The 25,071-nt window shown below is 38.3% G+C and carries 35 protein-coding genes; all 35 read left to right on the plus strand.

Annotated elements, in window-relative coordinates; all coding sequences use genetic code 11:
• Positions 1-361: 361 nt before the first annotated feature.
• The 35 genes from HMPREF9707_RS00860 (at position 362) to rpmD (ending at position 25,068) form a co-directional block, all read left to right on the plus strand.
• The gene (locus HMPREF9707_RS00860; protein ID WP_006700837.1) at positions 362-772 is read left to right on the plus strand and encodes an RNA polymerase sigma factor; all 411 of its coding nucleotides are present in this window, start codon (positions 362-364) and stop codon (positions 770-772) included.
• Positions 773-1,207: 435 nt separating this feature from the next.
• Entirely contained in the window at positions 1,208-1,417 is a 210-nt protein-coding gene (locus HMPREF9707_RS00865; RefSeq protein ID WP_006700838.1) for an excisionase, read from the plus strand.
• A 77-nt stretch (positions 1,418-1,494) separates the two neighbouring features.
• Positions 1,495-2,730 (plus strand): tyrosine-type recombinase/integrase, encoded by a 1,236-nt coding sequence (locus HMPREF9707_RS00870; protein ID WP_005956591.1) that lies wholly within the window; start codon positions 1,495-1,497, stop codon positions 2,728-2,730.
• 530 nt (positions 2,731-3,260) lie between these two features.
• Positions 3,261-4,610, plus strand: a complete 1,350-nt coding sequence (locus tag HMPREF9707_RS00875) for an ABC transporter substrate-binding protein (RefSeq protein WP_006700839.1) — start codon at positions 3,261-3,263, stop codon at positions 4,608-4,610.
• A 112-nt stretch (positions 4,611-4,722) separates the two neighbouring features.
• On the plus strand, positions 4,723-5,568 hold the full coding sequence (locus tag HMPREF9707_RS00880; RefSeq protein ID WP_006700840.1) for a carbohydrate ABC transporter permease: 846 nt from the start codon (positions 4,723-4,725) through the stop codon (positions 5,566-5,568).
• Positions 5,569-6,405 carry a carbohydrate ABC transporter permease gene (locus HMPREF9707_RS00885; protein WP_006700841.1) on the plus strand — a complete coding sequence of 279 codons (837 nt, stop codon included), beginning with the start codon at positions 5,569-5,571 and terminating at the stop codon, positions 6,403-6,405. It begins immediately after the preceding gene.
• A 1-nt stretch (position 6,406) separates the two neighbouring features.
• Positions 6,407-7,441, plus strand: a complete 1,035-nt coding sequence (locus HMPREF9707_RS00890; protein ID WP_006700842.1) for a LacI family DNA-binding transcriptional regulator — start codon at positions 6,407-6,409, stop codon at positions 7,439-7,441.
• Between the two features lie 293 nt (positions 7,442-7,734).
• Positions 7,735-8,148, plus strand: a complete 414-nt coding sequence (gene rpsL, locus HMPREF9707_RS00895; RefSeq protein ID WP_006700843.1) for a 30S ribosomal protein S12 — start codon at positions 7,735-7,737, stop codon at positions 8,146-8,148.
• A gap of 51 nt (positions 8,149-8,199) precedes the next feature.
• Entirely contained in the window at positions 8,200-8,670 is a 471-nt protein-coding gene (gene rpsG / locus HMPREF9707_RS00900) for a 30S ribosomal protein S7 (RefSeq protein ID WP_006700844.1), read from the plus strand.
• 62 nt (positions 8,671-8,732) lie between these two features.
• Entirely contained in the window at positions 8,733-10,811 is a 2,079-nt protein-coding gene (gene fusA, locus HMPREF9707_RS00905; RefSeq protein WP_006700845.1) for an elongation factor G, read from the plus strand.
• A 135-nt stretch (positions 10,812-10,946) separates the two neighbouring features.
• Positions 10,947-12,131, plus strand: a complete 1,185-nt coding sequence (tuf, locus tag HMPREF9707_RS00910; protein ID WP_006700846.1) for an elongation factor Tu — start codon at positions 10,947-10,949, stop codon at positions 12,129-12,131.
• A gap of 90 nt (positions 12,132-12,221) precedes the next feature.
• Positions 12,222-13,676 (plus strand): N-acetylglucosamine-specific PTS transporter subunit IIBC, encoded by a 1,455-nt coding sequence (gene nagE / locus HMPREF9707_RS00915; RefSeq protein ID WP_006700847.1) that lies wholly within the window; start codon positions 12,222-12,224, stop codon positions 13,674-13,676.
• 203 nt (positions 13,677-13,879) lie between these two features.
• Complete coding sequence (locus HMPREF9707_RS00920; RefSeq protein ID WP_006700848.1) at positions 13,880-14,254, plus strand: CidA/LrgA family protein; 375 nt, start codon at positions 13,880-13,882, stop codon at positions 14,252-14,254.
• Entirely contained in the window at positions 14,251-14,970 is a 720-nt protein-coding gene (locus HMPREF9707_RS00925; protein ID WP_006700849.1) for an LrgB family protein, read from the plus strand. The genes HMPREF9707_RS00920 and HMPREF9707_RS00925 overlap by 4 nt, the downstream gene beginning before the upstream one ends.
• 24 nt (positions 14,971-14,994) lie before the next feature.
• Complete coding sequence (locus HMPREF9707_RS00930; protein WP_006700850.1) at positions 14,995-16,101, plus strand: alpha-hydroxy-acid oxidizing protein; 1,107 nt, start codon at positions 14,995-14,997, stop codon at positions 16,099-16,101.
• A 310-nt stretch (positions 16,102-16,411) separates the two neighbouring features.
• The gene (rpsJ, locus tag HMPREF9707_RS00935; protein WP_006700851.1) at positions 16,412-16,720 is read left to right on the plus strand and encodes a 30S ribosomal protein S10; all 309 of its coding nucleotides are present in this window, start codon (positions 16,412-16,414) and stop codon (positions 16,718-16,720) included.
• Between the two features lie 26 nt (positions 16,721-16,746).
• The gene (gene rplC / locus HMPREF9707_RS00940) at positions 16,747-17,379 is read left to right on the plus strand and encodes a 50S ribosomal protein L3 (RefSeq protein ID WP_006700852.1); all 633 of its coding nucleotides are present in this window, start codon (positions 16,747-16,749) and stop codon (positions 17,377-17,379) included.
• 23 nt (positions 17,380-17,402) lie between these two features.
• Positions 17,403-18,023 (plus strand): 50S ribosomal protein L4, encoded by a 621-nt coding sequence (rplD, locus tag HMPREF9707_RS00945; RefSeq protein WP_006700853.1) that lies wholly within the window; start codon positions 17,403-17,405, stop codon positions 18,021-18,023.
• Positions 18,023-18,334, plus strand: coding sequence for a 50S ribosomal protein L23 (locus tag HMPREF9707_RS00950; RefSeq protein WP_006700854.1), 312 nt, complete (start codon positions 18,023-18,025; stop codon positions 18,332-18,334). Before rplD ends, HMPREF9707_RS00950 begins: the two co-directional genes overlap by 1 nt.
• Before the next feature lie 25 nt (positions 18,335-18,359).
• Positions 18,360-19,190: a 50S ribosomal protein L2 gene (gene rplB / locus HMPREF9707_RS00955; protein WP_006700855.1), complete on the plus strand. Its 831-nt coding sequence runs from the start codon at positions 18,360-18,362 to the stop codon at positions 19,188-19,190.
• A 41-nt stretch (positions 19,191-19,231) separates the two neighbouring features.
• Positions 19,232-19,513: a 30S ribosomal protein S19 gene (gene rpsS, locus HMPREF9707_RS00960; RefSeq protein WP_006700856.1), complete on the plus strand. Its 282-nt coding sequence runs from the start codon at positions 19,232-19,234 to the stop codon at positions 19,511-19,513.
• Between the two features lie 14 nt (positions 19,514-19,527).
• Entirely contained in the window at positions 19,528-19,884 is a 357-nt protein-coding gene (gene rplV, locus HMPREF9707_RS00965) for a 50S ribosomal protein L22 (RefSeq protein WP_006700857.1), read from the plus strand.
• 1 nt (position 19,885) lies between these two features.
• Positions 19,886-20,542 carry a 30S ribosomal protein S3 gene (gene rpsC / locus HMPREF9707_RS00970; protein ID WP_006700858.1) on the plus strand — a complete coding sequence of 219 codons (657 nt, stop codon included), beginning with the start codon at positions 19,886-19,888 and terminating at the stop codon, positions 20,540-20,542.
• A gap of 2 nt (positions 20,543-20,544) precedes the next feature.
• The gene (gene rplP, locus HMPREF9707_RS00975; RefSeq protein WP_006700859.1) at positions 20,545-20,979 is read left to right on the plus strand and encodes a 50S ribosomal protein L16; all 435 of its coding nucleotides are present in this window, start codon (positions 20,545-20,547) and stop codon (positions 20,977-20,979) included.
• Positions 20,969-21,169 carry a 50S ribosomal protein L29 gene (rpmC, locus tag HMPREF9707_RS00980; RefSeq protein ID WP_006700860.1) on the plus strand — a complete coding sequence of 67 codons (201 nt, stop codon included), beginning with the start codon at positions 20,969-20,971 and terminating at the stop codon, positions 21,167-21,169. Before rplP ends, rpmC begins: the two co-directional genes overlap by 11 nt.
• A 19-nt stretch (positions 21,170-21,188) precedes the next feature.
• Entirely contained in the window at positions 21,189-21,467 is a 279-nt protein-coding gene (gene rpsQ / locus HMPREF9707_RS00985; RefSeq protein ID WP_006700861.1) for a 30S ribosomal protein S17, read from the plus strand.
• 32 nt (positions 21,468-21,499) lie between these two features.
• Entirely contained in the window at positions 21,500-21,868 is a 369-nt protein-coding gene (rplN, locus tag HMPREF9707_RS00990; RefSeq protein WP_006700862.1) for a 50S ribosomal protein L14, read from the plus strand.
• A gap of 27 nt (positions 21,869-21,895) precedes the next feature.
• On the plus strand, positions 21,896-22,201 hold the full coding sequence (gene rplX, locus HMPREF9707_RS00995) for a 50S ribosomal protein L24 (RefSeq protein ID WP_006700863.1): 306 nt from the start codon (positions 21,896-21,898) through the stop codon (positions 22,199-22,201).
• Between the two features lie 26 nt (positions 22,202-22,227).
• A complete protein-coding gene (gene rplE, locus HMPREF9707_RS01000; protein WP_006700864.1) occupies positions 22,228-22,770 on the plus strand; it encodes a 50S ribosomal protein L5 in 543 nt (180 codons plus the stop codon).
• A gap of 17 nt (positions 22,771-22,787) precedes the next feature.
• Complete coding sequence (locus HMPREF9707_RS01005) at positions 22,788-22,973, plus strand: type Z 30S ribosomal protein S14 (protein ID WP_006700865.1); 186 nt, start codon at positions 22,788-22,790, stop codon at positions 22,971-22,973.
• Positions 22,974-23,005: 32 nt separating this feature from the next.
• A complete protein-coding gene (rpsH, locus tag HMPREF9707_RS01010) occupies positions 23,006-23,404 on the plus strand; it encodes a 30S ribosomal protein S8 (RefSeq protein ID WP_006700866.1) in 399 nt (132 codons plus the stop codon).
• 39 nt (positions 23,405-23,443) lie between these two features.
• Entirely contained in the window at positions 23,444-23,980 is a 537-nt protein-coding gene (rplF, locus tag HMPREF9707_RS01015) for a 50S ribosomal protein L6 (RefSeq protein WP_006700867.1), read from the plus strand.
• A gap of 24 nt (positions 23,981-24,004) precedes the next feature.
• Positions 24,005-24,352, plus strand: a complete 348-nt coding sequence (rplR, locus tag HMPREF9707_RS01020; RefSeq protein WP_006700868.1) for a 50S ribosomal protein L18 — start codon at positions 24,005-24,007, stop codon at positions 24,350-24,352.
• A gap of 21 nt (positions 24,353-24,373) precedes the next feature.
• The gene (gene rpsE / locus HMPREF9707_RS01025) at positions 24,374-24,877 is read left to right on the plus strand and encodes a 30S ribosomal protein S5 (RefSeq protein WP_006700869.1); all 504 of its coding nucleotides are present in this window, start codon (positions 24,374-24,376) and stop codon (positions 24,875-24,877) included.
• Between the two features lie 11 nt (positions 24,878-24,888).
• A complete protein-coding gene (rpmD, locus tag HMPREF9707_RS01030; protein WP_006700870.1) occupies positions 24,889-25,068 on the plus strand; it encodes a 50S ribosomal protein L30 in 180 nt (59 codons plus the stop codon).
• The last annotated feature ends 3 nt before the right edge of the window (positions 25,069-25,071 follow it).

The raw sequence follows: 25,071 nt of genomic DNA on the forward strand, positions 1-25,071 counted from the left end.
CGTCCGCCAATCGATTAATTGGAGCTGTCCTTATGGACCTTCATGATGAATGGCTCAGTTCTACAAGAAAATATATTAAGTTTGATCAATGAGTGACCGGTAAAACATTGTATAGTATTTTACACAGGATTGTGGACTTGACTGAGGGAAATATGCAAATAAATATAATTAAAGTACATTTACCTTTTTTCTTTGGTTTACGCTATTTACAAGTTAGATAACTCAGTTAAAAAATTAAATACAATTACTATTAGAAAGAGTTTTTTTCATTCTAGAGGACTAACCATGCCCAAGAGCAGGAGTCCTCCTTTTTTTGTCTGAAAACATAAAGACAAAAAAGAAAAGAATGGAGGAAACATAAATGACAAAAGAATATTACCTTTATGTCGGTGGGCAAAAAATCAAAGTAAGCGAGCAGATATACAAAGTCTACTGGCAAGAAAGAGAACATGAAAAATATTTAGAGCAGGTGGACAAGAAAAACCACTTGCTCTTTTTTTCGTCCCTAAATCATGATGGGAATTTTGAAGATAATTTAGAGGATAAAAACGTTGATGTAGAAAAAGTTGTAGCTACACAAATGATGATTGAAGCACTAAAAAGTGCTTTGTCAAAGTTAAATAGGGATGAGCGGGAAATAATTGAAAGATTATATTTCAATGATGAAACACTTCGTGCAGTAGCAAAGACTCAAAATATATCACATCCTGCTTTAATAAAAAGACGAGATAAGATTTTAGAAAAACTAAAGAAATTTATAGAAGAAATATAATTTCTGGTTACCAAAGAGGGCAAATTTTCCTTTATAAAGTGAGGGGAGTTTTGTCCTCTTTCTATTTTAAAAGAAATTTAAACAATATTTGAACCTTAACAATTGAATAGACCAAGACAAGACATTAATCATTTTTGGAGCGTAATAACCTATCCGTCAAGATCTTTCTGCTGAAAAATTCGGCAAAACAAGTACTGCTAAGCTAAAAGCAAGGGAAGAAGAAAGGGAGCGATAAGTAAGAGTTTGAATATAGGGAGGGATACCCTATTCGCTACGAAGAAAATGAGGATAATGATACTTCTAAGGTTGAAGCCGGCTCATCCTGAACAGAGGCGGAGGTGAGATTCCTATGTTGCTAATCCAAGGCACTTGTCAATGTCAAAAAACTTTAAAAATATTAAAATAAATATTTTAAATATATTATTTGGAGGATTTATGATTAACGAAAATATAAAAGGTGTTCGTGTTTCTGAGAAAGCATTTCTAACATTAAAAGAAGCATCTGAATATTTTAATATTGGTCAAGATAAAGTTAGACAATTAACGGATGAAGATGATTGCGATTTTGTATTATTTAATGGTAGTAAGCGTCTTATTAAGAAAAAGTTAATGGAAGAATATTTAAATAGACAGTTCTCTATTTAATCTAAAACTATATATAAAACACGCTTAATGCGCTATAATAATTATAGCGTGTCTTTTATCAAAAAAGGAGAATTTTTATGGTAAAAAGACGCAAAGATAGTAAAGGGGTTGTTTTAAAAGACGGTGAATATCAAAGGTCAAATGGCACTTATGAATTTAAGTGGCAAGACAAAATAGGTCGTAGAAAATCTATCTATGCGAAAACTCTAAAAGAATTAAGAGAAAAAGAATTAGATATTTTACGCAATACTATAGATGGAATCAACAACGAAGGAAGTAGCTTGTCTGTAAATGATACTTTTAAGCTATGGACAAAGGTAAAAAGAGGTTTAAAGGATAATACCTTTAAAAATTACATCTATATGTATCAACAATTTGTAGAACCGACTTTTGGTCGCATTAAACTATCTGATATTAAAAGATCTGATGTTAGAAGTTTTTATAACAGATTAAAGGAAGATCAGGGATTGATGGTTTCTACCATAGATTGTGTTCATACTGTCTTACATCAGGTTTTAGAATTAGCAGTGGATGACGAATATATAAGGTTTAATCCGTCTGACAATGCTTTAAAGGAACTGAAAGTAGCTTATCGAAATGAATCTCCGAAGAAAAAAGCCATGACAATAGAAGAACAGGTGCTATTTGAAGAATATTTATCTAATAGTGATGAATATAAAAAATGGTATCCAATATTCATTGTTATGCTTTGGACAGGCATGAGAGTTGGAGAAGTCACAGGATTGCAATGGGACGATCTAGATTTTGATAATGGTCTTATAAATGTAAATAGGACTTTGGTATATTATAGTAAAGGTAAAGGATTAAACAATAGATATGCTATTAATACACCGAAGACAGAATCAGGTAAGCGAAGTATTCCTATGGTTCAAAAAGTAAAAGATGCTTTTCTTATGGAAAGAGAGTTACAAAAAACTTTTGGAATCGAATGTTGTGATTCAATCGATGGATTTAAAGACTTTGTATTTTTAAATAGATTCGGAAAGGTTCACAATAATGGAACACTTAATAAAGCTTTAAGAAGAATTGTTAGAGATTGCAATTTAAGTATAATGGATAAAAATAAATCGAACTCTAATGATATTCTATTAGTTCCACATTTAAGCAATCACATTTTCAGACACACCTTTACTACAAGGCTTAATGAACAAAATATAAATACAAAAGCAATGCAGTCTATTCTAGGTCATTCTGATATTAGTACAACAATGGATATATATGTAGATGCTACAGAGGACTTTAAGATAGAACAGATGGGAGAATTTGAAAAAGCAATGAAATTTATATTTTAGAATTTACGACAGCTTACGACAAATTTACGACAATTTGCTAGAAATCTATAGGCACTTATAGAGAGTTAGCAAATTGTCGTAAATGGAGAAGTACCATAAAATAGACTTTTATAGAGATTTAGACAATTATCTAAAGTAAAGGGGATTTTCCCAACCATGCGTAATCAATAAGTAATGCAACACGGATAAAATATTTGATAAATAAAACTGTCTTCGATCTAATGCGATACGTCTTAGATTGGAGACAGTTTTTAATTTTATAGAAAGTTGAGGTGTAGGCATAGAAAATTAAATTATGAAAATAGAATGTAAGCAAGAGAGTCATCACGTTTCACCTTATGCATTGGATAGCATTAAAAAGTTCAATAAGAAAAGCAATAAAAGCGCTTGTAAACGAAAACAAAAAGTGGTATATTCTATTTACGGAAACGTTACCGTAAAGTGCTTTCAAAAATTAAGGTGTAAAACTGAAAGGTTTTTTCACTGAGAAAGATTGCATTTGAGGTAATCAAAAAAAGGAGGATTTAAGGATGAAACTTAAAAAGATGTTGCTTACTGGAGCTGTTTCATTAATGGCTTTAGCTGGTTTGTTAGGGAATCTTGGACACAGTCAAGTAGAACGTACAGTATCTGCTGAAGATGAAGGTTCAGTTTATTATTTAAACTTTAAACCGGAAGTAGAAGATGTTTGGAATAAAATCGCAGAGGATTATACAGCTGAAACAGGTGTTCCTGTAAAAGTTGTAACGGCAGCAAGTGGGAACTATGAGTCAACACTGAAAGCAGAAATTACAAAAGCAGATGCGCCAACGTTATTCCAAATTAATGGACCGATTGGTTACTTAAACTGGAAAGATTACACGAAAGACTTAAAAGATACTGAAATTTACGCACACCTTGTTAACAAAGAGTTAGCAGTCACAGAAGGTGAAGGCGTTTATGGTATTCCATATGTTGTTGAAGGTTATGGAATTATCTATAACGATGCGATTCTTCAAAAATATATTGCATTAGATGGTGCAAAAATTGCGAGCATCGATGAAATTAATAACTTTGATAAATTAAAAGAAGTTGCTGAAGATATGCAAGCAAGAAAAGATGAATTAGGAATTGAAGGAGCATTCGCTTCAACGTCATTAGCACCAGGCGAAGACTGGAGATGGCAAACACACTTAGCAAACTTACCAATCTTCTATGAATACCGTGATAAAGATGTAAAAGACTTAGATGAAGTCGAATTTACTTACGCTGAGAACTTCAAAAACATCTTTGATTTATACATTAACAATTCAACGGTTGGTCCAGAAGTTTTAACAGGTAAATCAGTTACAGATTCAATGGCAGAATTTGCCCTTGAAAAAGCAGCATTCGTTCAAAACGGAAACTGGGCTTGGAGCCAAATTGCTGAAGTATCTGGAAACAAAGTTTTAGAAGAAAACATTAAATTCTTACCTATTTATACCGGTGTTGAAGGTGAAGAAAAACAAAGTATCTCTGTCGGTACCGAAAACTTCTTCTCAATTAACTCTCAAGCGAGTGAAGCAGATCAAAAAGCGACAGAAGATTTCTTAGCATGGTTATTCACAAGTGACAAAGGTAAACACTATGTTACTGAAGAATTAGGATTTATCGCACCGTTCGATACTTTCACGGATGAAGATGCACCAAAAGATCCACTTGCTTTAGAAGTAAGCCGCTATATGTCTAATACTGATTTATATAACATTGATTGGAACTTCACGTCATTCCCAAGTCAAGCGTTCAAAGACTTCTTCGGCCAAGCTTTAGGTCAATATGCTTCAGGTTCAATGGAGTGGGAAGATGTCAAAGAAGCATTCATCACTAGCTGGGCTGATGAAAAAGCAATGACTGGAAACTAATAGATAAACTTGACATTGAAGTAAGATATAAGAGGTCTGATGTATCGGGTTGCTTTTGCCGTAAATACATTTAGACCTCTTATCTATCTCATATGTCTAGAAGGAGATTTCTATGGAAAAAATACTAAAAAAACATTTTCCACTCTTTGTTTTACCCACCTTTTTAGTGTTTTGTATTGTCTTTATTCTCCCATTCTTCTTAGGAATAGGACTATCATTTGCTAAATTCACTACCATTTTTAATATGGAATTCGTGGGATTACAAAACTATATCGTCGCTTTCTCAAAAGGGCAAAGGTTTGGAAAAGCTTTTATCTTTACGGTGCTTTTTACCATTGTGTCTGTAATTACAATTAATATTTTTGCGTTTTGTTTGGCTTTAATTTTGACGCGGAAAATACGCGCAACAAACTTGTTTAGAACGGTATTTTTTATGCCAAACTTAATTGGTGGTATTGTATTAGGTTATACATGGCAAGTGATGATTAACGCAGTTCTTTTAAGCTATGGTAAAACATTATTAGCAGATCCAAAATTTGGATTTTGGGGCTTGGTTATTTTAATGAACTGGCAGTTGATAGGTTATATGATGGTAATCTATATTGCAGGATTGCAGAATGTGCCACATTCATTAATCGAAGCTGCCAAAATCGATGGTGCAACACGTTGGCAAATTTTACGTCATATTACCATTCCAATGGTTATGCCATCGATTACGATTTGTACGTTCTTAACGCTCACCAACAGTTTTAAGTTATACGACCAAAACTTAGCGTTAACTGCTGGGGCGCCAATGTACAAGACAGAAATGTTGGCGATGAATATTGTCGATACAATGTTCTCACGGAATGGTTTCGAGGGAGTCGGACAAGCCAAAGCGGTGGTGTTCTTTATTATCGTAGCATTTATTGCCTATCTACAAATTAAGATTACTAGAGAAAAAGAGGTGGAACATTAGATGAAAGAGAAAACAATTGATACGATTTTATTTTTAATTATGCTAGTGTTACTGGCAATTTTCCTATTTCCAATTCTTTTTATCGTAGTGAACTCTTTTAAAGGAAAATTCTATATTAGCGACTCGCCATTCAGTATTCCAACTGGGGAGGCTTTTGCAGGGTTAGAAAACTACACTTCGGGCTTAGCGAGAACAGGTTTCTTGCAAGCGGCAGGCTGGTCTTTCTTAATTACGATTTTATCCGTAGCAGTGGTAGTCTTACTATCTGCGATGACTGCTTACTACCTAACGCGCGTGAAAACTTGGTGGACAAAATTAATCTATTACTTATTTGTATTCTCAATGATTGTACCGTTCCAAATGGTCATGTTCCCTACGATTAAAATTGCGGACTTCTTACATTTAAATAATCCGATTGGGATGGTGGTATTATATCTCGGTTTTGGTTCAGGGCTATCTGTTTTTATGTTCAGTGGCTTTATCAAATCTATTCCAATTGAAATTGAAGAAGCTTCAATGATTGATGGGTGCTCACCACTTATGCATTTCTTCTATATTATTTTGCCAATCTTAAAGCCGACGGCCATTACCGTAGCGATATTGAATGCGATGTGGATTTGGAACGACTATCTCTTGCCTTATCTAGTGATTGGTGTTTCAACGCAATATAAGACCGTGCCGGTCGTTATTCAAATGTTAGTAGGAACAAACGGAAACAAAGACTTAGGAGCAATGATGGCTATGCTCGTTTTAAGTATGCTTCCAGTTATTGTCTTCTACCTATCAATGCAGAAACATATTGTAAAATCTGTTACGGCAGGAGCAGTTAAAGGTTAGTATGAAAAGGACAACGATTAAAGATATTGCAACAATGTGCGGTGTAAGTCCAAGTACCGTCTCGCGAGCAATCAATAATACCGATGAAATTTCTCAGGCTACCCGAGAAAAGATTTTAGCTACCATTGAAGAGACAGGATATATTCCAAGTCAAAATGCTCGGAACTTAAAAGTGCATAAAAACAAAACGATTGCGGTCATTGTTAAAGGGGTAACCAACCCATTTTTTACCCCGATGTTAAATGTGCTTGAGGAAGAAATTACTAAGACCCATTACACTTTCTCGCTACATAAAGTAGAAGAAAATCGATGTGAATTAGAGGTGGCTCAACGCGTGGTTGAAAATGTGAAGCCGGAAGGGATTATCTTCCTTGGGGGTTACCATATTGAAGATTCTCGAAAACTCCATCGATTAGGCGTGCCATTTTCAATGACAACAACCATTAATCGAGATTTAGAGGTTGATCATTCAACGTGTGTCGGTGTGGATGACTATGCTGAAAGTAAAAAGATGATTGAATATTTGATTAATCTGGGTCACCGGAAGATAGCCTTCATTGCAGCCCGTTCGGATGACGAAAGTATTGGTCGATTGCGACTTGAAGGGTATCGAAGTGCCTTGAAAGAACATGGCATAGACTATGATGAACGCTTAGTAATATATCCAACAACGGATTTAAATCCTTATTCGCTACATCATGGTTACCAATCAGCTTGTAAAATTATTAAAGAACAAATTGATTGTACTGCAATTTTTGCCATTTCAGACTTTGTGGCGATTGGTGCAATTAAAGCGATTGATGATCACGGCTACCGTGTTCCTGAAGATTATTCGGTGGCAGGGTTTGATGGGTTAGAAATCAATGAATTCCTACTGAAGCCGATCACGACAATTATCCAACCCTCTGCGAAAATCGCTTATCAATCGGTAGTTGATTTGTTCCATATTATCAATAATGAAGTCTATCCGAAGATGAGTGAATTCGAAGGAGAGCTGTATATTGGAGCTACAACCCAACCGTTAGAAAATGGCTAAGACGGTAGAGTCATATAAGTAAGTGATACACTATTCCCCTCTGTTAATTACACGGAGGGGATTTCTTATATTTTACAGTTTTTTTAAAGTGAAAAATGCATTCGATGGGTTGACGGTTAACATCAATCATGTTAAGATAGCAGAGGTGTTTTAATGACAGATTCCTGTATATCAGTCGTGCTGACTGCATTAAACCCTATATTACCAACGTTTTTCGTTGGATTATTATTTTTCATAAACATGACACACTTGGATGTGTGGACTAAGATTCTTAAGTGGAAGGAGGAACTTTAATGCCTACAATTAATCAATTGATTAACAAGCCTCGTAAGTCTAAAATGACAAAATCTCATTCACCAGCACTTAACGTAGGTTACAACAGCTTCAAACGTTCTCAAACTAAAACAATGTCTCCGCAAAAACGTGGAGTATGTACTCGTGTGGGAACAATGACACCTAAGAAACCGAACTCAGCTTTACGTAAGTATGCTCGTGTTCGTTTATCTAATCTAATGGAAGTAACAGCGTACATTCCAGGTGAAGGCCACAACTTACAAGAGCACAGTGTGGTACTAATCCGTGGAGGACGTGTAAAAGACTTGCCAGGGGTACGTTACCATATCGTTCGTGGTGCGTTAGATACATCAGGTGTTAATGATCGTAAACAAAGCCGTTCTAAATACGGTACAAAACGTCCTAAGGGATAGAAATAAGACTTTTTTAACTATACTTACTAAAATTTGAAAGGAGGAGTATGAATGCCTCGTAAGGGAAATGTTCCAAAGCGTGAAGTGATCGCAGATCCAATTTACAATTCTAAACTTGTAACACGTACAATTAACCGTATTATGGTTGATGGTAAACGTGGGAAAGCTTCTAAAATCTTATATTCGGCATTTGATATCATTCGTGAAGAAACAGGCCAAGAGCCATTAGAAGTCTTCGAACAAGCGATTGAAAATATCATGCCATTACTTGAAGTTAAGGCTCGTCGTGTTGGGGGGTCAAACTACCAAGTGCCAGTGGAGGTTCGTCCAGAACGTCGTTATACTTTAGCGATTCGTTGGTTAATCCAATATTCACGTTTACGTGGTGAAAAAACCATGGAAACACGTTTAGCGCGTGAAATTATGGATGCAGCAAATAACACAGGTGCATCAGTTAAGAAACGTGAAGATATGCACAAAATGGCAGAAGCGAACAAAGCGTTCGCACACTTCCGTTGGTAATAATTTACCAAGCCGTTTTCTAGTTTATATAAAATTTTATTATGAAAGAGGGGTAATATTGTATGGCGAAGAGAGCTTTCTCTCTAGACAAAACTCGTAATATCGGTATCATGGCGCATATCGATGCGGGTAAGACGACGACTACAGAGCGTATCCTCTATTATACAGGCCGTATCCATAAGATTGGTGAAACCCATGACGGTGGAGCACAAATGGACTGGATGGAGCAAGAGCAAGAACGTGGTATTACCATTACATCAGCTGCAACGACTGCGCAATGGAAAGGTCATCGTGTAAATATTATCGATACCCCAGGGCACGTGGACTTTACAGTTGAAGTAGAACGTTCACTACGTGTTCTTGACGGTGCGGTAACAGTACTGGATGCTCAATCGGGCGTTGAGCCACAAACTGAAACAGTTTGGCGACAAGCAACAACTTACCACGTACCACGTGTGGTTTTCGTTAACAAGATGGACAAGTTAGGTGCTAACTTCTTAAACGCTAACGAGACAATTCGTGAGCGTCTACAAGCGAATTCTCATCCGGTTCAATTACCAATCGGAGCAGAAGATAACTTTACAGGAATTATTGACTTAGTTGAAATGAAAGCTTACAACTATGCGGACGATTTAGGAACGCAAGTTGATGAGATTGAAATTCCTGAAGATATGGTTGACTTAGCTGAAGAATGGCGCGCTAACTTAATCGAAGCAATTGCAGATTATGATGAAGATATCATGGTAGCTTACCTTGAAGGTGAAGAAATTTCAGTTGACGCGATTAAAGCAGCAATTCGTAAAGCAACTCTATCTGTAGAGTTCTTCCCTGTTTTCGTAGGTTCTGCTTTCAAAAACAAAGGGGTCCAACTTCTATTGGATGGTGTTATTGACTACTTACCATCTCCACTTGAAGTACCGCCAATCGTTGGTACAAACCCAGACACAGGTGAAGAAATCGAACATCACGCGGATGATAGTGAAGCTTTTGCGGCATTAGCGTTCAAGGTGATGACAGACCCATTCGTTGGTCGCTTAACATTCTTCCGTGCTTATTCTGGAACGCTTGAATCCGGATCATATGTACTCAACGCAACGAAAGGTAAACGTGAACGTATCGGACGTATCCTGCAAATGCACGCGAACTCTCGTGAAGAAATCTCAGAAGTATTCTCTGGAGATATCGCTGCTGCAGTAGGTCTGAAAGATACAGGAACTGGAGACACTTTATGTGCTGAAGATACCCCTGTTATTTTAGAGTCAATGACGTTCCCTGAGCCTGTTATTAACGTTGCAATTGAACCTGACTCAAAAGCTGACCAAGATAAGATGTCAACAGCTTTAGCGAAATTAGCTGAAGAAGACCCAACATTCCGTGCATCAACAGATCATGAGACAGGTCAAACTATTATTGCTGGTATGGGTGAGTTACACTTAGACGTTATTGTTGACCGTTTGAAACGTGAATTCAAGGTTAACGCAACGGTAGGTGCACCACAAGTATCTTACCGTGAAACATTCCGTAAAGGTGTTGAAGCGGAAGGTAAATTCGTTCGTCAATCAGGTGGTAAAGGTCAATACGGTCACGTATGGATTGAGTTTACACCTAACGAAGAAGGTAAAGGATATGAGTTCGAAGACGCAATCGTGGGTGGGGTAGTTCCACGTGAATATATCCCGGCTGTCGATGCAGGTCTTAAAGACGCAATGGAAAATGGTGTCCTTGCTGGTTATCCATTAATTGACGTTAAAGCACGTCTATTTGACGGATCATACCACGACGTCGACTCTTCTGAGACTGCCTTCAAGGTTGCTGCTTCACTTGCTTTAAGAGAAGCTGCGAAGAAAGCAGACCCAGTTATTTTAGAACCGATGATGATGGTTGATATTACAGTTCCTGAAGATTACTTAGGAGATGTAATGGGACACGTAAGTGCTCGTCGTGGACGCATTGAAGGAACAACCGCTCGTGGAAACGCACAAATCGTTAAAGGATTTATTCCTTTATCTGAAATGTTCGGTTATGCAACAACATTACGTTCTGCAACACAAGGTCGCGGTACTTTTACAATGCAATTCGACCACTACGAACCAGTTCCAAAATCAATTCAAGAAGAAATTATTGCAGCTCACGGTAAGTAATCCGAGATAACTTTGCAATAAAAATACGTTGGAATGCTAGTAATTGATTGAATTTACTAGCGTTTCACGTTATAATCATTTCGATAGGTTAACATTAGTAATCTATAATACATTCAACATTAGGAGGATTAATCAATGTCAAAAGAAAAATTTGAACGTACGAAACCCCATGTTAACATTGGTACTTTAGGCCACGTTGACCACGGTAAAACAACTTTATCTGCTGCGATTGCAACAGTTTTAGCAAAACACGGTTTTGGTGAAGCAAAAGACTACGCAGCAATCGATAACGCTCCTGAAGAAAAAGAGCGTGGAATTACAATTAACACATCTCATATCGAGTATGAAACAGCAAACCGCCACTATGCGCATATTGACGCGCCAGGACACGCGGACTACGTTAAAAACATGATTACTGGTGCTGCTCAAATGGACGGTGCGATCTTAGTTGTATCTGCAGCTGATGGTCCAATGCCACAAACTCGTGAGCATATCCTACTTTCTCGTCAAGTGGGTGTTCCATACTTCGTAGTATTCTTAAACAAAGCTGATATGGTTGACGATGAAGAGTTAATCGAATTAGTTGAGATGGAAGTTCGCGACTTATTATCTGAGTACGACTACCCAGGTGATGATATTCCAATCGTTGTAGGTTCAGCGCTTAAAGCTTTAGAAGGCGACGAAGCTTACGAACAAAAAATCTTAGACTTAATGGAAGAAGTTGACGCTTATATTCCAGAACCAGAACGTGAAATCGACAAACCATTCATGATGCCAGTTGAGGACGTATTCTCAATCACTGGTCGTGGTACAGTTGCAACTGGTCGTGTTGAGCGTGGACAAGTTCGCGTTGGTGACGAAGTTGAAATCGTTGGTATCAAAGATACAAACAAAACAACTGTTACTGGTGTTGAAATGTTCCGTAAGATGTTAGACTACGCAGAAGCTGGAGATAACATCGGTGCATTATTACGTGGTGTAACTCGTGATGATATCGAACGTGGACAAGTTCTTGCAGCTCCAGGAACAATCACGCCTCATACTAAGTTCAAAGCTGAAGTATACGTATTATCAAAAGAAGAAGGTGGACGTCATACGCCATTCTTCACAAACTACCGCCCACAATTCTACTTCCGTACAACGGACGTAACGGGTGTTGTTGACTTACCAGATGGTGTTGAAATGGTTATGCCTGGCGATAACGTAAGCATGACTGTTGAATTGATTCACCCAATCGCGATCGAAGAAGGAACACGCTTCTCTATCCGTGAAGGTGGGCGTACTGTTGGTGCGGGTACAGTTACAGAAATTTTATCTTAATCTAATTAAGAGATCTATAAGCGCCTCGGTTTCTTGGGGCGCTTTATAAAAAAAGTTATATGTAAACGTTTTTATAAAAGGAGAAAAAATATGAAAACATATATGCAGAAATTAGGTAAATCGTTGATGCTACCTGTCGCGACACTACCACTAGCTGCACTCTTGCTAGGGATTGGTTATGCGATTGACCCTGCTGGTTGGGGTGGCGATAGTGCGATTGCTGCTTTCTTAGTTGGAGCTGGGGGCTCAATCTTAGATAACATTGGGTTAGTTTTTGCAATCGGGGTAGCAGTTGGGATGGCTGAAGATAACGATGGTTCTGCAGCTCTAGCAGGATTGATCGCGATGCTTTCTGTGAATACGTTGCTACAACCTGCATCCGTAGCAAACTTAACCCGAATTCCTTTGGAAGAGGTAAACGTTGCATTTAATGCGATTAACTTTAAAAACGTCTTTATGGGAATGCTCTCAGGGGCTGTAGCGGGTGAACTCTATAATCGATTCCATCGAATTCAAGTTCCAAAAGCTTTTGCTTTCTTTGGAGGGCGCCGCTTTGTTCCGATTATCACTGGACTAGTTATGCTCTTAGTATCGCTATTATTAATCTTTATTTGGCCAGTCGTTTATGGAATTTTATTATCATTCGGTACGTGGATTGCTGGGATGGGTGCATTTGGAGCTGGTTTATACGGCTTCTTCAACCGCTTATTAATTCCAACAGGATTACACCACGCTTTAAACAACGTATTCTGGTTTGACTTAGTAAATATTAACGATATCGGAAAATTCTGGGCGAATGAAGGAGTCAAAGGAATTACTGGAATGTATCAAGGTGGTTTCTTCCCGATCTTTATGTTTGGTTTGCCTGCAGCTTGTTTAGCAATGTATCAACAAGCAGATAGTAAAGCTAAGAAAGTCACTGCGTCGTTATTATTAGCGGGAGCTGTTACGGCATTTGTAACAGGGGTAACTGAGCCAATTGAATTTACCTTTATGTTTGTGGCACCACAATTATACTTTGTCCATGCATTATTAACAGGCGTATCATTATTTATCGCTGCAACGATGCAATGGACTGCAGGGTTTGCATTCTCAGCTGGAGCCATTGACTTTATTCTTTCACTTGGAGTTCCGATGGCAAATCATCCATGGATGCTAATTGTCCAAGGGCTTGTCTTTGCTGTAATTTATTATGTGATCTTCACTTTGATGATCAAAAAATTAGATCTTAATACACCAGGTCGAAATGTTGAAGCTACCGAAATGAATGAAACAGTTTTAAAAACAACAGATAGCTCAGCATATGATGAACGTGCCACTGCGATCTTTGAAGCATTAGGAGGAGCTGAAAATATTATTTCACTAACAAATTGTGCAACACGTCTGCGCTTACGAGTGAATGATATGGATAAAGTGGATATGGATCGCATTAAAGCAACAGGTGTTCCGGGAACGCACGTGCTCGATGATCAAAACTTACATGTTATTGTCGGTACGGATGTTGAGTTCGTGGCAGATAGAATGCGCGATTACTTAAAACACTAAAATTATTTGATAATAATAAATACAAACTTCAGCGATGAACATCATCCTCTGGCATTGATTTTCCTTTCAAAGCCGGGGGATTTTTTGTTACTTCACAGATGTTTCTAAAAGTGATATTTCTGGTCATTTTTAAAAGGTATATATATTGCAAACGCTTCAGATACTGGTATAATAAGCTTATGTATCGTGAAAGGAGGGAAAAGGTGAAAATTATCGAGCAATTATTTTTCATTTTACTATTTTCGTTGATAGGTGAAGTTATAGCGGTTTTATTATCGCCGTACATCGCAGTGCCAGGTCCGGTAATGGGAATGTTGATTCTTTTTGCTGCGCTCCACTTTGGATGGATCAAAAAATCGAGCATAAAAATGGTCGGAACTTGGTTGACGGATAATATGGCGATATTTTTCGTGCCAGCTGGTGTAGGACTGATGACGCATTTTGATACACTGCAATCCATTTGGTGGCAACTATTATTGGTTGTTTTAATTACGGTCATCGTGCTATTAATTTGTATCGGTAAATTCGTCCAAAAATTTATACGACAACATGATCAATTAGAGGAGGTGAACGAATGAAAGAAGCCCTGTTATCTAATCCCTTTATTTGGTTAGTGTTAACCCTCGGCGTATTTCGTTTGCTGACAATGATTCAAGGGAAATTCAACCACGTTATTATAAAATCGTTATTTAATCCGTTATTATTGACGATTGCTGTAATTATTCTTATTTTGAAGTTGAATCAAATCCCTTATCAAGACTATGCTCAGGGAGGGCATTTTATATCGTTTATGATCGCGCCTGCTACGGTTTCTTTAGCCATAAAACTTGAAGAGAACTTTGAATATTTAAGACGTTACTTTAAAGTGATTGTGAGTTCGATTGTAATGGGAGTTATTATTCATACGACATTAATTGTGATACTCGCAATCTTATTCAAATTCGACTATGCGATGGTAGCGACGCTCTATCCTAAATCAATTACAACCGCGATTGCAATTGGAGTGAGTGAATCATTGGGAGGCATTGTATCGTTAACGGTGGCTGTAGTCGTCTTTACAGGTGTCATTGGCGCAATGCTTAGCGAAACTGTTTTTGGAATTTTTAAAATAACCGATCCTGTGGCACAAGGCGTAGCATTAGGCACGTCAGCCCATGCGATGGGAACAGCGAAAGCAATCCAATTGGGGGATGTACAAGGAGCGATGTCGAGCATTTCGATTATTATGACTGGGATTGTCGTTGTCTTACTTGCCCCGCTTGTTGAGCCGATTTTGCAATGGCTAATCAAATAAACAAAGAAAATGAAGGAGAAAAAAATGACAGAATTAAATTATAACGCACCGAAAGAAGTAAAAGAATTACGGATTATTAATACTATTGAACTGGAAGACTTTGCTCAAGAAATCGTTCCGCATGGTGGCTTTAACTATATGGCTGGTGGTTCAGGAGATGAATTTACATTAAGACGTAACGTTGAATGCTTTAATTTTAAAGGGATCCTCCCTCGAATGGCAGCGGATGTTGAATTTCCGGACACAAGCACAAAAATTTTCGAGCATGAGTTGAAAGTGCCATTTATTATGGCGCCAATTGCTGCTCACGGGTTGGCACATGAAAGTAAAGAAGCAGGAACAGCTAGAGGAATTCGCGAGTTTGGTGGTTCCCTCATGTCAATTTCTGCTTACTCTGGAGCGTCATTTGAGGAAATCTCAGAAGGATTAGGCGATACACCACGCTGGTTCCAAATCTATATGTCAAAAGACGATGAGCTAAATAAAAACATTCTTGATGAAGCAAAAGCGGACGGAGCCTCAGCGATTATTTTAACAGCGGATGCCACAGTATCGGGTAACCGACACCGCGACGATCGTAACGAGTTTGTCTATCCATTTGGAATGCCAATTGTATCTCGCTACTTAACGGGAACGGGCGCAAATATGTCACTTAACAATATTTACGGTCAATCAAAACAAAAAATTAATTTAGATGATATTCGTTTTATCAAGGAGCACTCAGAGTTACCTGTTTTTATTAAAGGGGTGCAAACACCTGAGGATGCGTTAGCTGCTATGGGCGCTGGAGCAGATGGAATTTGGGTATCAAATCATGGTGGTCGCCAATTAGATGGTGCGCCAGGTTCATTTGAAGTGTTGGAAGAAATTGCTGTTGCGGTGGCAGGTCGGGTACCCATCGTATTTGACTCAGGTATTCGTCGTGGAGAACATATCTTCAAGGCGCTCGCAAGTGGAGCAGATATCGTAGCAATTGGACGCCCGGTGCTATTCTCGCTTGCCTTAGGTGGATGGAAAGGCGTGAAGTCTGTTTTTGAATACTTTGAAACAGACCTTAAACGTGTAATGCAGCTAGCTGGAACCCAGACAATTGAAGATGTTAAAAATGCACGTCTAAAAGATTTAAAGTAAAATAAAACCAAAGATTAGCAACTTGTTTTTCAGCAAGTTGCTTTTTTAATTCAAAGAAAGAAAAATGGTTAATAAAAACTTAAAAAAGATCGAAAAAGGTGTTGCAAAGAGGGTTTGTCTTAGGTATAATAATCTTTGTGCTTATTATTAGGGGATCGTTGCGCCCTAAATTACGCACCCTCTATTCTTCGGAATGGGGGAGCGATGAAATAAGAGGTTGCGACACGCCAGGTGGAGTTGCCACCGCTGGTGAAGTCGGTAATTCTTATGGAGCAAGTCAAACAATGATTAATGACGAGGAGGAACTATTGTGGCAAATCAAAAAATTCGTATTCGTCTAAAAGCTTACGAACACCGTGCTTTAGACGTATCAGCTAAGAAAATCGTAGAATCAGCGAAAAGAACGGGAGCAGAAACGGTTGGGCCAATCCCATTACCTACAGAGCGCTCGCTTTATACTGTTATTCGTTCACCACATAAATATAAAGATTCACGTGAGCAATTCGAAATGCGTACCCACAAACGTCTAATTGACATCGTTAATCCAACAGCTAAAACAGTTGATGCATTAATGAAATTAGATTTACCAAGTGGTGTTGACGTAGAAATCAAATTATAATAAAAAAGGAAAATGGAGGTGTACTCATGACCAAAGGAATCTTAGGAAAAAAAGTAGGGATGACGCAATATTTTACGGAAAACGGAGAATTAATTCCTGTAACAGTAATCGAAGCGCAACCAAACGTTGTTTTGCAAGTTAAAACAAGCGAAACTGACGGATACGAGGCGGTGCAATTAGGTTACGACGACAAACGTGAAGTATTAGCTAACAAACCCCATAAAGGTCATGTAGCAAAAGCAAATGCTACTCCTAAGCGCTTCATTCGCGAATTTCGTGATGTCGAGCTAGGAGAATACGAAGTTGGACAAGAAATCACAGTTGAAACGTTCGCAGTGGGAGACATCGTTGATGTAACGGGTACATCAAAAGGTAAAGGATTCCAAGGAGCAATCAAACGTCACGGACAAAGCCGCGGACCAATGTCTCACGGATCTCGTTACCACCGTCGCCCAGGTTCAATGGGGGCAGCTTCTACGCCATCACGCGTTATGAAAGGTAAAAAATTACCAGGGCAAATGGGTGGCGAGCGTGTAACAATTCAAAACTTAGAAATTGTTGCAGTGAACGCAGAAGACAATGTAATCCTAATTAAAGGAAACGTACCTGGACCTAAGAAATCATTATTAGAAATCAAACAAGCGATTAAAGCGAACTAATTTCAGGAAGGAGGAACGAGAATATGCCAAAAGTTACATTATATAAACAAGATGGTACTGAAAATGGACAAATTGAATTAAATGATGCAATTTTCGGGATTGAGCCGAACGAAAGCGTAGTTTTCGATGCAGTCATCATGCAACGTGCTTCAATGCGTCAAGGAACGCATGCTGTTAAGAACCGCAGTCAAGTACGCGGTGGAGGCCGTAAACCTTGGAGACAAAAAGGAACGGGCCGCGCACGTCAAGGATCAATCCGTTCACCACAATGGGTTGGTGGGGGCGTAGTATTTGGACCTACACCTCGCTCGTACGCATATAAATTACCGAAGAAAGTTAGAAGACTTGCAATTCGTTCTGCATTATCAATGAAAGCTGCAGAAGATCAAATTAAAGTAATTGAAGGTTTAGCTTTCGAAGCACCAAAAACAAAAGCGTTCAAAGATATCCTGACAAACTTGAACTTAGGAAAAACTTTAGTCGTGCTTGAAGGGGATAACGATAACGCATATCTATCAGCTCGTAACTTACCAAACGTTAAAGTAATTGACGAACGTAATGTCAATGTTCTCGATGTGGTTAATTACGATACAATCTTAATTACTAAACAAGCATTAGAAACTGTAGAGGAGGCATTAGCATAATGGAATTTTCAGAAGTTATTCTACGTCCTGTAATTACAGAACAATCTATGTATGATATCGATGAAGGTAAATATACTTTTGAAGTAGATCGTCGTGCTAACAAAAACTTAATCAAACAAGCTGTTGAAGTGATGTTTGATGGAGTGAAGGTTGCCAAAGTAAATACAGTCAACGTGAAGCCTAAGAAAAAACGCATGGGGCGTTACCAAGGTTTTACTCGTCGTTACAAAAAAGCAATTATCACCTTAGCTGAAGGTTCAGCGAATATTGAATTGTTCGCTTCAGAAACTGACGCTGACAGTGAAGAATAGAAAACTATTATAGGAGGGAATTCACGTGCCAATTAAGACATACAAACCGATCACAAATGGTCGTCGTAATATGACTGGCTATGATTTCTCAGAAATCACAACAAATAAACCTGAAAAATCATTATTAGAGTCAAAGAAACAAAGAGCGGGACGTAATGCCCAAGGTAAAATTACTGTTCGTCACAGAGGTGGAGGACATAAACGTGCTTACCGTGTGATTGATTTCAAACGCAATAAAGATGGCGTTATCGGAACCATCGCTACGATTGAATACGATCCAAACCGAACAGCTAATATCGCTTTAGTGCATTATGAAGATGGGGTTAAGACATATATCTTAGCGCCACGAGGAATTAAAGTTGGAGATAAAATTGAGTCTGGTGAAAATGCAGACATTAAATTAGGTAATGCATTACCACTTGAACATATTCCAGTAGGTACTGTGGTACATAATATTGAAATGAAACCAGGTAAAGGTGGACAACTTGTTCGTTCAGCTGGCGCCAGCGCTCAAGTATTAGGACACGAAGGTAAATACACATTAGTTCGTCTTGCATCTGGTGAAGTTCGTATGATTCTTTCTACATGTCGTGCGACAATCGGTACTGTTGGTAATGAACAACACGAACTCATCAACATTGGTAAAGCAGGACGTAGTCGCTGGTTATCTAAACGTTCACACGTACGTGGTTCTGCAATGAACCCGAACGATCACCCACACGGTGGTGGGGAAGGACGCGCACCAATTGGTCGTCCAAGTCCAATGTCACCTTGGGGCAAGAAAACAATGGGTGTTAAAACACGTAATGCTAAGAAGAAATCTAGCAAGTTAATCATCCGAGGACGTAAAAAATAATTACTAACTAGTTAAGAGAATTTTCGAAGGGAGGCTACACTGTGAGTCGTAGTTTGAAAAAAGGGCCATTTATTGATGACCATTTGATGAAAAAAGTTGAAGAACAAGCCAACGCACAGAAAAAACAAGTAATTAAAACTTGGTCTCGTCGTTCTACTATTTTCCCGAACTTCATCGGGTTAACAATTGCAGTATACGACGGACGTAAACACGTTCCAGTCTACATTCAAGAAGACATGGTTGGCCATAAATTAGGAGAGTTTGTACCTACTCGTACATACAAAGGTCACACAAAAGACGATAGAACGACTAAGAAACGTTAACAGGAGGGAATAAGATGTCAGAACAAATTACATCCGCAAAAGCGACAGCTAAAACAGTTCGAATTGCCCCTCGTAAAGTTCGCCTAGTAGTCGATCTAATAAGAGGTAAGCATATTTCTGAAGCAATTTCGATCTTAAAATTCACACCGCGCGGAGCATCTCCAGTGGTAGAAAAAGTTTTAATGTCAGCAATTGCTAACGCAGAACATAACTTCGATTTAGACGTAGAATCATTGTACGTTACAGAAGCTTATGTCAATGAAGGACCAACAATGAAGCGTTACCGTCCACGTGCTCGTGGTTCAGCTTCACCAATCAACAAGAGAACCAGCCACATCACAATTGTGGTATCTGAGAAAGAGGAGGCATAATATGGGTCAAAAAGTACATCCAATAGGACTACGCGTTGGCGTTATTCGCGACTGGGATGCGAAATGGTACGCAGATAAAAATTATGCTGACTACCTACACGAAGACCTAAAAATTCGTGAGTACATCTATAAGCGATTAGCTGATGCATCCGTATCTACGATTCAAATCGAACGTGCAGCGAACCGTGTTATCGTATCGATTCATACTGCAAAGCCAGGAATGGTAATTGGTAAAGGTGGATCTGAAGTAGATGCTTTACGTAATGAATTAAACAAATTAACAAACAAAAAAGTTCATATTAATATTGTTGAAATTAAAGATGCAAACTTAGATGCAAAATTAGTTGCATTAGATATTGCACATCAATTAGAAAATCGTGTTGCATTCCGTCGTGCACAAAAACAAGCAATCCAACGTGTAATGCGTGCCGGAGCACAAGGGATTAAAACACAAGTTTCAGGTCGATTAAACGGTGCTGATATGGCTCGTACTGAACACTATAGTGAAGGTACAGTTCCATTACATACGCTTCGTTCGGATATCGACTATGCTTGGGAAGAAGCAGATACTACTTATGGTAAGTTAGGAGTTAAAGTCTGGATTTGCCGTGGTGAAATTCTTCCACAATCAAACGATGTTCAGGAAGGAGATAACTAATCATGTTAGTACCTAGACGAGTGAAGTACCGTCGCGAGTTCCGTGGTAAAATGCGCGGAGAAGCAAAAGGCGGTAAAAACGTAGATTTTGGGACATACGGATTAAGAGCAACTGAATCTAGCTGGATCACTAACCGCCAGATTGAAGCTGCACGTATTGCGATGACCCGTTACATGAAACGTGGCGGTAAAGTATGGATTAAGATTTTCCCACATAAATCTTATACCTCTAAACCAATCGGAGTACGTATGGGTTCTGGTAAAGGTGCACCTGAAGGATGGGTAGCTCCAGTCAAACGTGGTAAAATCATGTTTGAAATCGATGGTGTCTCCGAAGAAGTTGCAAGAGAAGCATTACGATTAGCTGCGAACAAACTCCCAGTTAAGACGAAGTTTGTCGTACGTGAAGGATATGGTGGTGAATCGAATGAAAATTAATGAAATTAGAGAATTATCTACTGAAGAGATGGTTGCTAAAGAGAAAGAATTAAAGAAAGAATTATTCAATCTTCGATTCCAATTGGCAACGGGTCAATTAGAAAACACTGCCCAATTAAGTAAAGTTCGCAAGACAATTGCTCGTATTAAGACTGTTCTTCGAGAGCAAGAACTGTCATCTAGTAAATAATTAAAGGAGGCAGAATAGAATGGCTGAAGAACAAACACAACAACGCAAACAACGTAAAGTGTACCGTGGACGTGTTATTTCTGCAAAAAACGACAAGACAATTACAGTTGTTGTAGAAACTCGTAAAGTTCATCCGATCTACGGTAAACGTGTGAAGTATTCTAAGAAATATACCGCACATGATGAAGAAAACCGCGCTAAAGAAGGCGATATCGTGCGTATTATGGAAACACGTCCATTATCTAAAACGAAACGCTTCCGTTTAGTAGATATCATTGAAGAAGCCGTTATTATTTAATGATAATGGGTTAATCGGAAGGAGGACATCAAATGATTCAAACAGAAAGTCGATTAAAAGTTGCTGATAATTCAGGAGCAAGAGAAGTTCTAACAATCAAAGTACTAGGTGGATCTGGACGTAAAGTTGCTAACATTGGAGATGTCATCGTTGCATCAGTTAAACAAGCAACACCAGGTGGAGTTGTTAAGAAAGGCGATATCGTAAAAGCGGTAATTGTACGTTCGAAATCTGGTACACGCCGTAAAGACGGTTCATACATCAAATTTGACGAGAATGCGTGTGTAATTATTCGTGATGATAAATCACCTCGTGGAACACGTATTTTTGGTCCAGTCGCTCGTGAACTTCGTGACAATAACTTTATGCGTATTGTTTCCTTAGCTCCAGAAGTTCTGTAATTTTATAGAGAGAAGGAGGAGACATAAATGCGTATTAAATCAGGAGATAAAGTTAGAGTTATCACAGGAAAAGATAAAGGTAAAGAAGGTACAGTGTTAAGAACTTTACCTAAAGAAGACCGTGTGGTAGTTGAGGGTGTAAATATTCATAAACGCCACCAAAAACCAACACAAATGTCTACAGGTGGTATCGAAGAGTTCGAAGCTCCAATCCACGTATCTAACGTTATGCTTATTGATCCATCTACTGGAGAGCCTACTCGTGTAGGTTATCGCTTTGAAGATGGTAAAAAAGTAAGATATTCTAAAAAGTCAAACGAAGTAATTAACTAATCTCGAGGAAGGAGGATATTCTAAGAATGGCAAATCGTTTAAAAGAAAAATACACTAATGAAGTCATTAATAAATTAGTTGAACAATTCAATTATACATCTGTAATGGAAGTTCCTAAAATTGAAAAAATCGTCATCAATATGGGTGTCGGCGACGCTGTTTCTAACGCAAAAAACTTAGAAAAAGCTGTCGATGAATTGACATTACTTTCAGGTCAAAAACCTGTTATTACTAAAGCGAAGAAATCAATCGCTGGATTCCGTTTACGTGATGGAATGCCAATCGGTTGTAAAGTAACTTTACGTGGTGAAAGAATGTATGATTTCTTAGATAAATTAATTTCAGTATCTTTACCTCGTGTACGTGACTTCCAAGGGATTAGCAACAAAGCTTTTGATGGTCGTGGAAACTACACACTTGGTGTTAAAGAACAATTAATTTTCCCAGAAATTTCTTATGACAATGTTGACAGAGTTCGCGGAATGGACATTGTGATTGTAACCACTGCAAATTCTGACGAAGAATCTCATGCCTTACTAAAAGAATTAGGCATGCCATTTAGAAAATAATAAGGAGGCGAAATATATTGGCTAAAAAATCAATGATTGAAAAGAATCAACGTAAACCAAAGTTTAGAGTTCAAGAGTACACTCGTTGTGAACGTTGTGGACGTCCACACTCTGTATATCGTAAGTTCAAATTATGCCGTATTTGCTTCCGTGAACTAGCTTACAAAGGACAAATACCAGGCGTTAAAAAAGCTAGCTGGTAATCTACAACTCTTAATAAAGGAGGTTATATCACATGACAATGACAGATCCGATAGCAGATTTCCTAACACGAATTCGTAATGCTAACGCACAACATCATGCTTCTGTCTCAGCGCCATCTTCTAAGATGAAAGTTGCGATTGCAGAGATTCTTAAAGAAGAAGGGTTCATTAAAGACTTCGAAGTAAAAGAAGATAATAAACAAAATGAAATTACCATCCAACTTAAGTATGGTCAAAACAACGAAAAAGTAATTACTGGATTAAAACGTATTTCAAAACCAGGTTTACGTGTGTTCGCAAAATCTGAAGATGTTCCAAAAGTATTGAATGGTTTAGGTATTGCGATTATTTCAACATCTGCTGGAGTAATTACTGATAAAGCTGCTCGCAATCAAGGAGTGGGCGGAGAAGTAATTGCCTATATTTGGTAATTTACTTATAACACATTATAATTAAGGAGGTACGGTACTGTGAGTCGTATAGGAAATAGACCTATTGAAATTCCATCAGGAGTAACCGTAGATATTAAGGATCAAACTGTAACAGTTAAAGGTCCTAAAGGTGAATTAACTCGTGAACTTTCACCGGTTATCGAGCTTAAAATTGAAGATAATATCATTACTTTTGCACGTCCAAACGATGAAAAAGAAAACCGTTCTATCCATGGTACCACTCGTTCATTAGTTCATAACATGATCGAAGGTGTCTCTGCTGGCTTCAAGAAAGAACTTGAATTAGTAGGGGTTGGATATCGTGCGCAAAAACAAGGTAATAAATTAGTATTAAACGTTGGTTTATCACATCCAGTTGAATTCGAACCAGCTGATGGTATTAATGTTGAAGTACCTTCAAACACACAAGTTGTTGTTGAAGGATATGACAAAGAAAAAGTTGGCGAATTAGCAGCGAATATTCGCGCCGTTCGTCCACCAGAGCCTTACAAAGGCAAAGGTATTCGCTATGTTGGTGAATATGTACGCCGCAAAGAAGGTAAGACTGGTAAATAATAAATAAATTAAAGAGGTGACAAAATGATTAACAAACCAGAACGTAATAAATTACGTAAGAAAAGACATCAACGTATCCGTAATAAAATTTCTGGTACTGCAGAGTGCCCACGCTTAAGTGTATTTAGATCTAATACAAACACCTACGCTCAATTAATTGATGACGTAGCGGGTGTGACGCTAGTCAGTGCCTCTAGTCAAGATGAAAAAGGAACAAAAACTGAACAAGCACAAGCAGTCGGTAAGGCAATTGCCGTAAAAGCTACTGAAAAAGGCATTAAAGAAGTTGTCTTTGACCGTGGTGGATATGCATATCACGGACGAGTTAAAGCATTAGCTGAAGCTGCTCGTGAGAATGGATTAGAATTTTAGAAGAAAGGGGAATACCGATTCATGAAATATGTTAATCCTAACACTTTAGGTGAAATCGAAGAACGTGTCGTTGCGATCAACCGTGTTACTAAAGTTGTTAAAGGTGGACGTCGTCTACGTTTCTCAGCGTTAGTTGTTGTCGGAGATCGTGATGGTCATGTAGGATTTGGTACAGGTAAAGCGCAAGAAGTTCCTGAAGCCATCCGCAAAGCGATTGAAAATGCAAAAAGAAGAATGATTTCAATTCCTCGTACTGGAACAACGATCCCTCATGAAGTGATCGGCGAATTCTGTGGCGGGCGAGTATTACTTAAACCAGCTACGGCCGGTTCCGGAGTTGCAGCTGGTGGACCAGTTCGTGCGGTAGTAGAGTTAGCTGGTATCGCAGATGTAACAAGTAAATCTCTAGGCTCTAATACGCCGATTAACATGATCACAGCGACTGTTAACGGATTAATGCAGTTAAAAGAAGCTGAAGAAGTTGCCAAATTACGTGGGAAATCAGTAGAAGAAATTCTAGGATAGGAGGACATGTAATGGCAAATTTACAAATTACATTAAAGAAAAGTTTGATTGGTCGTAAAGAAAACCAAATTAAAACAGCTCATGCATTAGGCTTGAGAAAACCAAATAAGACGGTTGTTAAACCTGATAACGAAGCAATTCGCGGTATGGTAAATACAATCAGTCACTTAGTAGAAGTAGAAGAAGTATAACAT

This window comes from Falseniella ignava CCUG 37419 (assembly GCF_000301055.1).
GTDB lineage: Bacteria > Bacillota > Bacilli > Lactobacillales > Aerococcaceae > Falseniella > Falseniella ignava.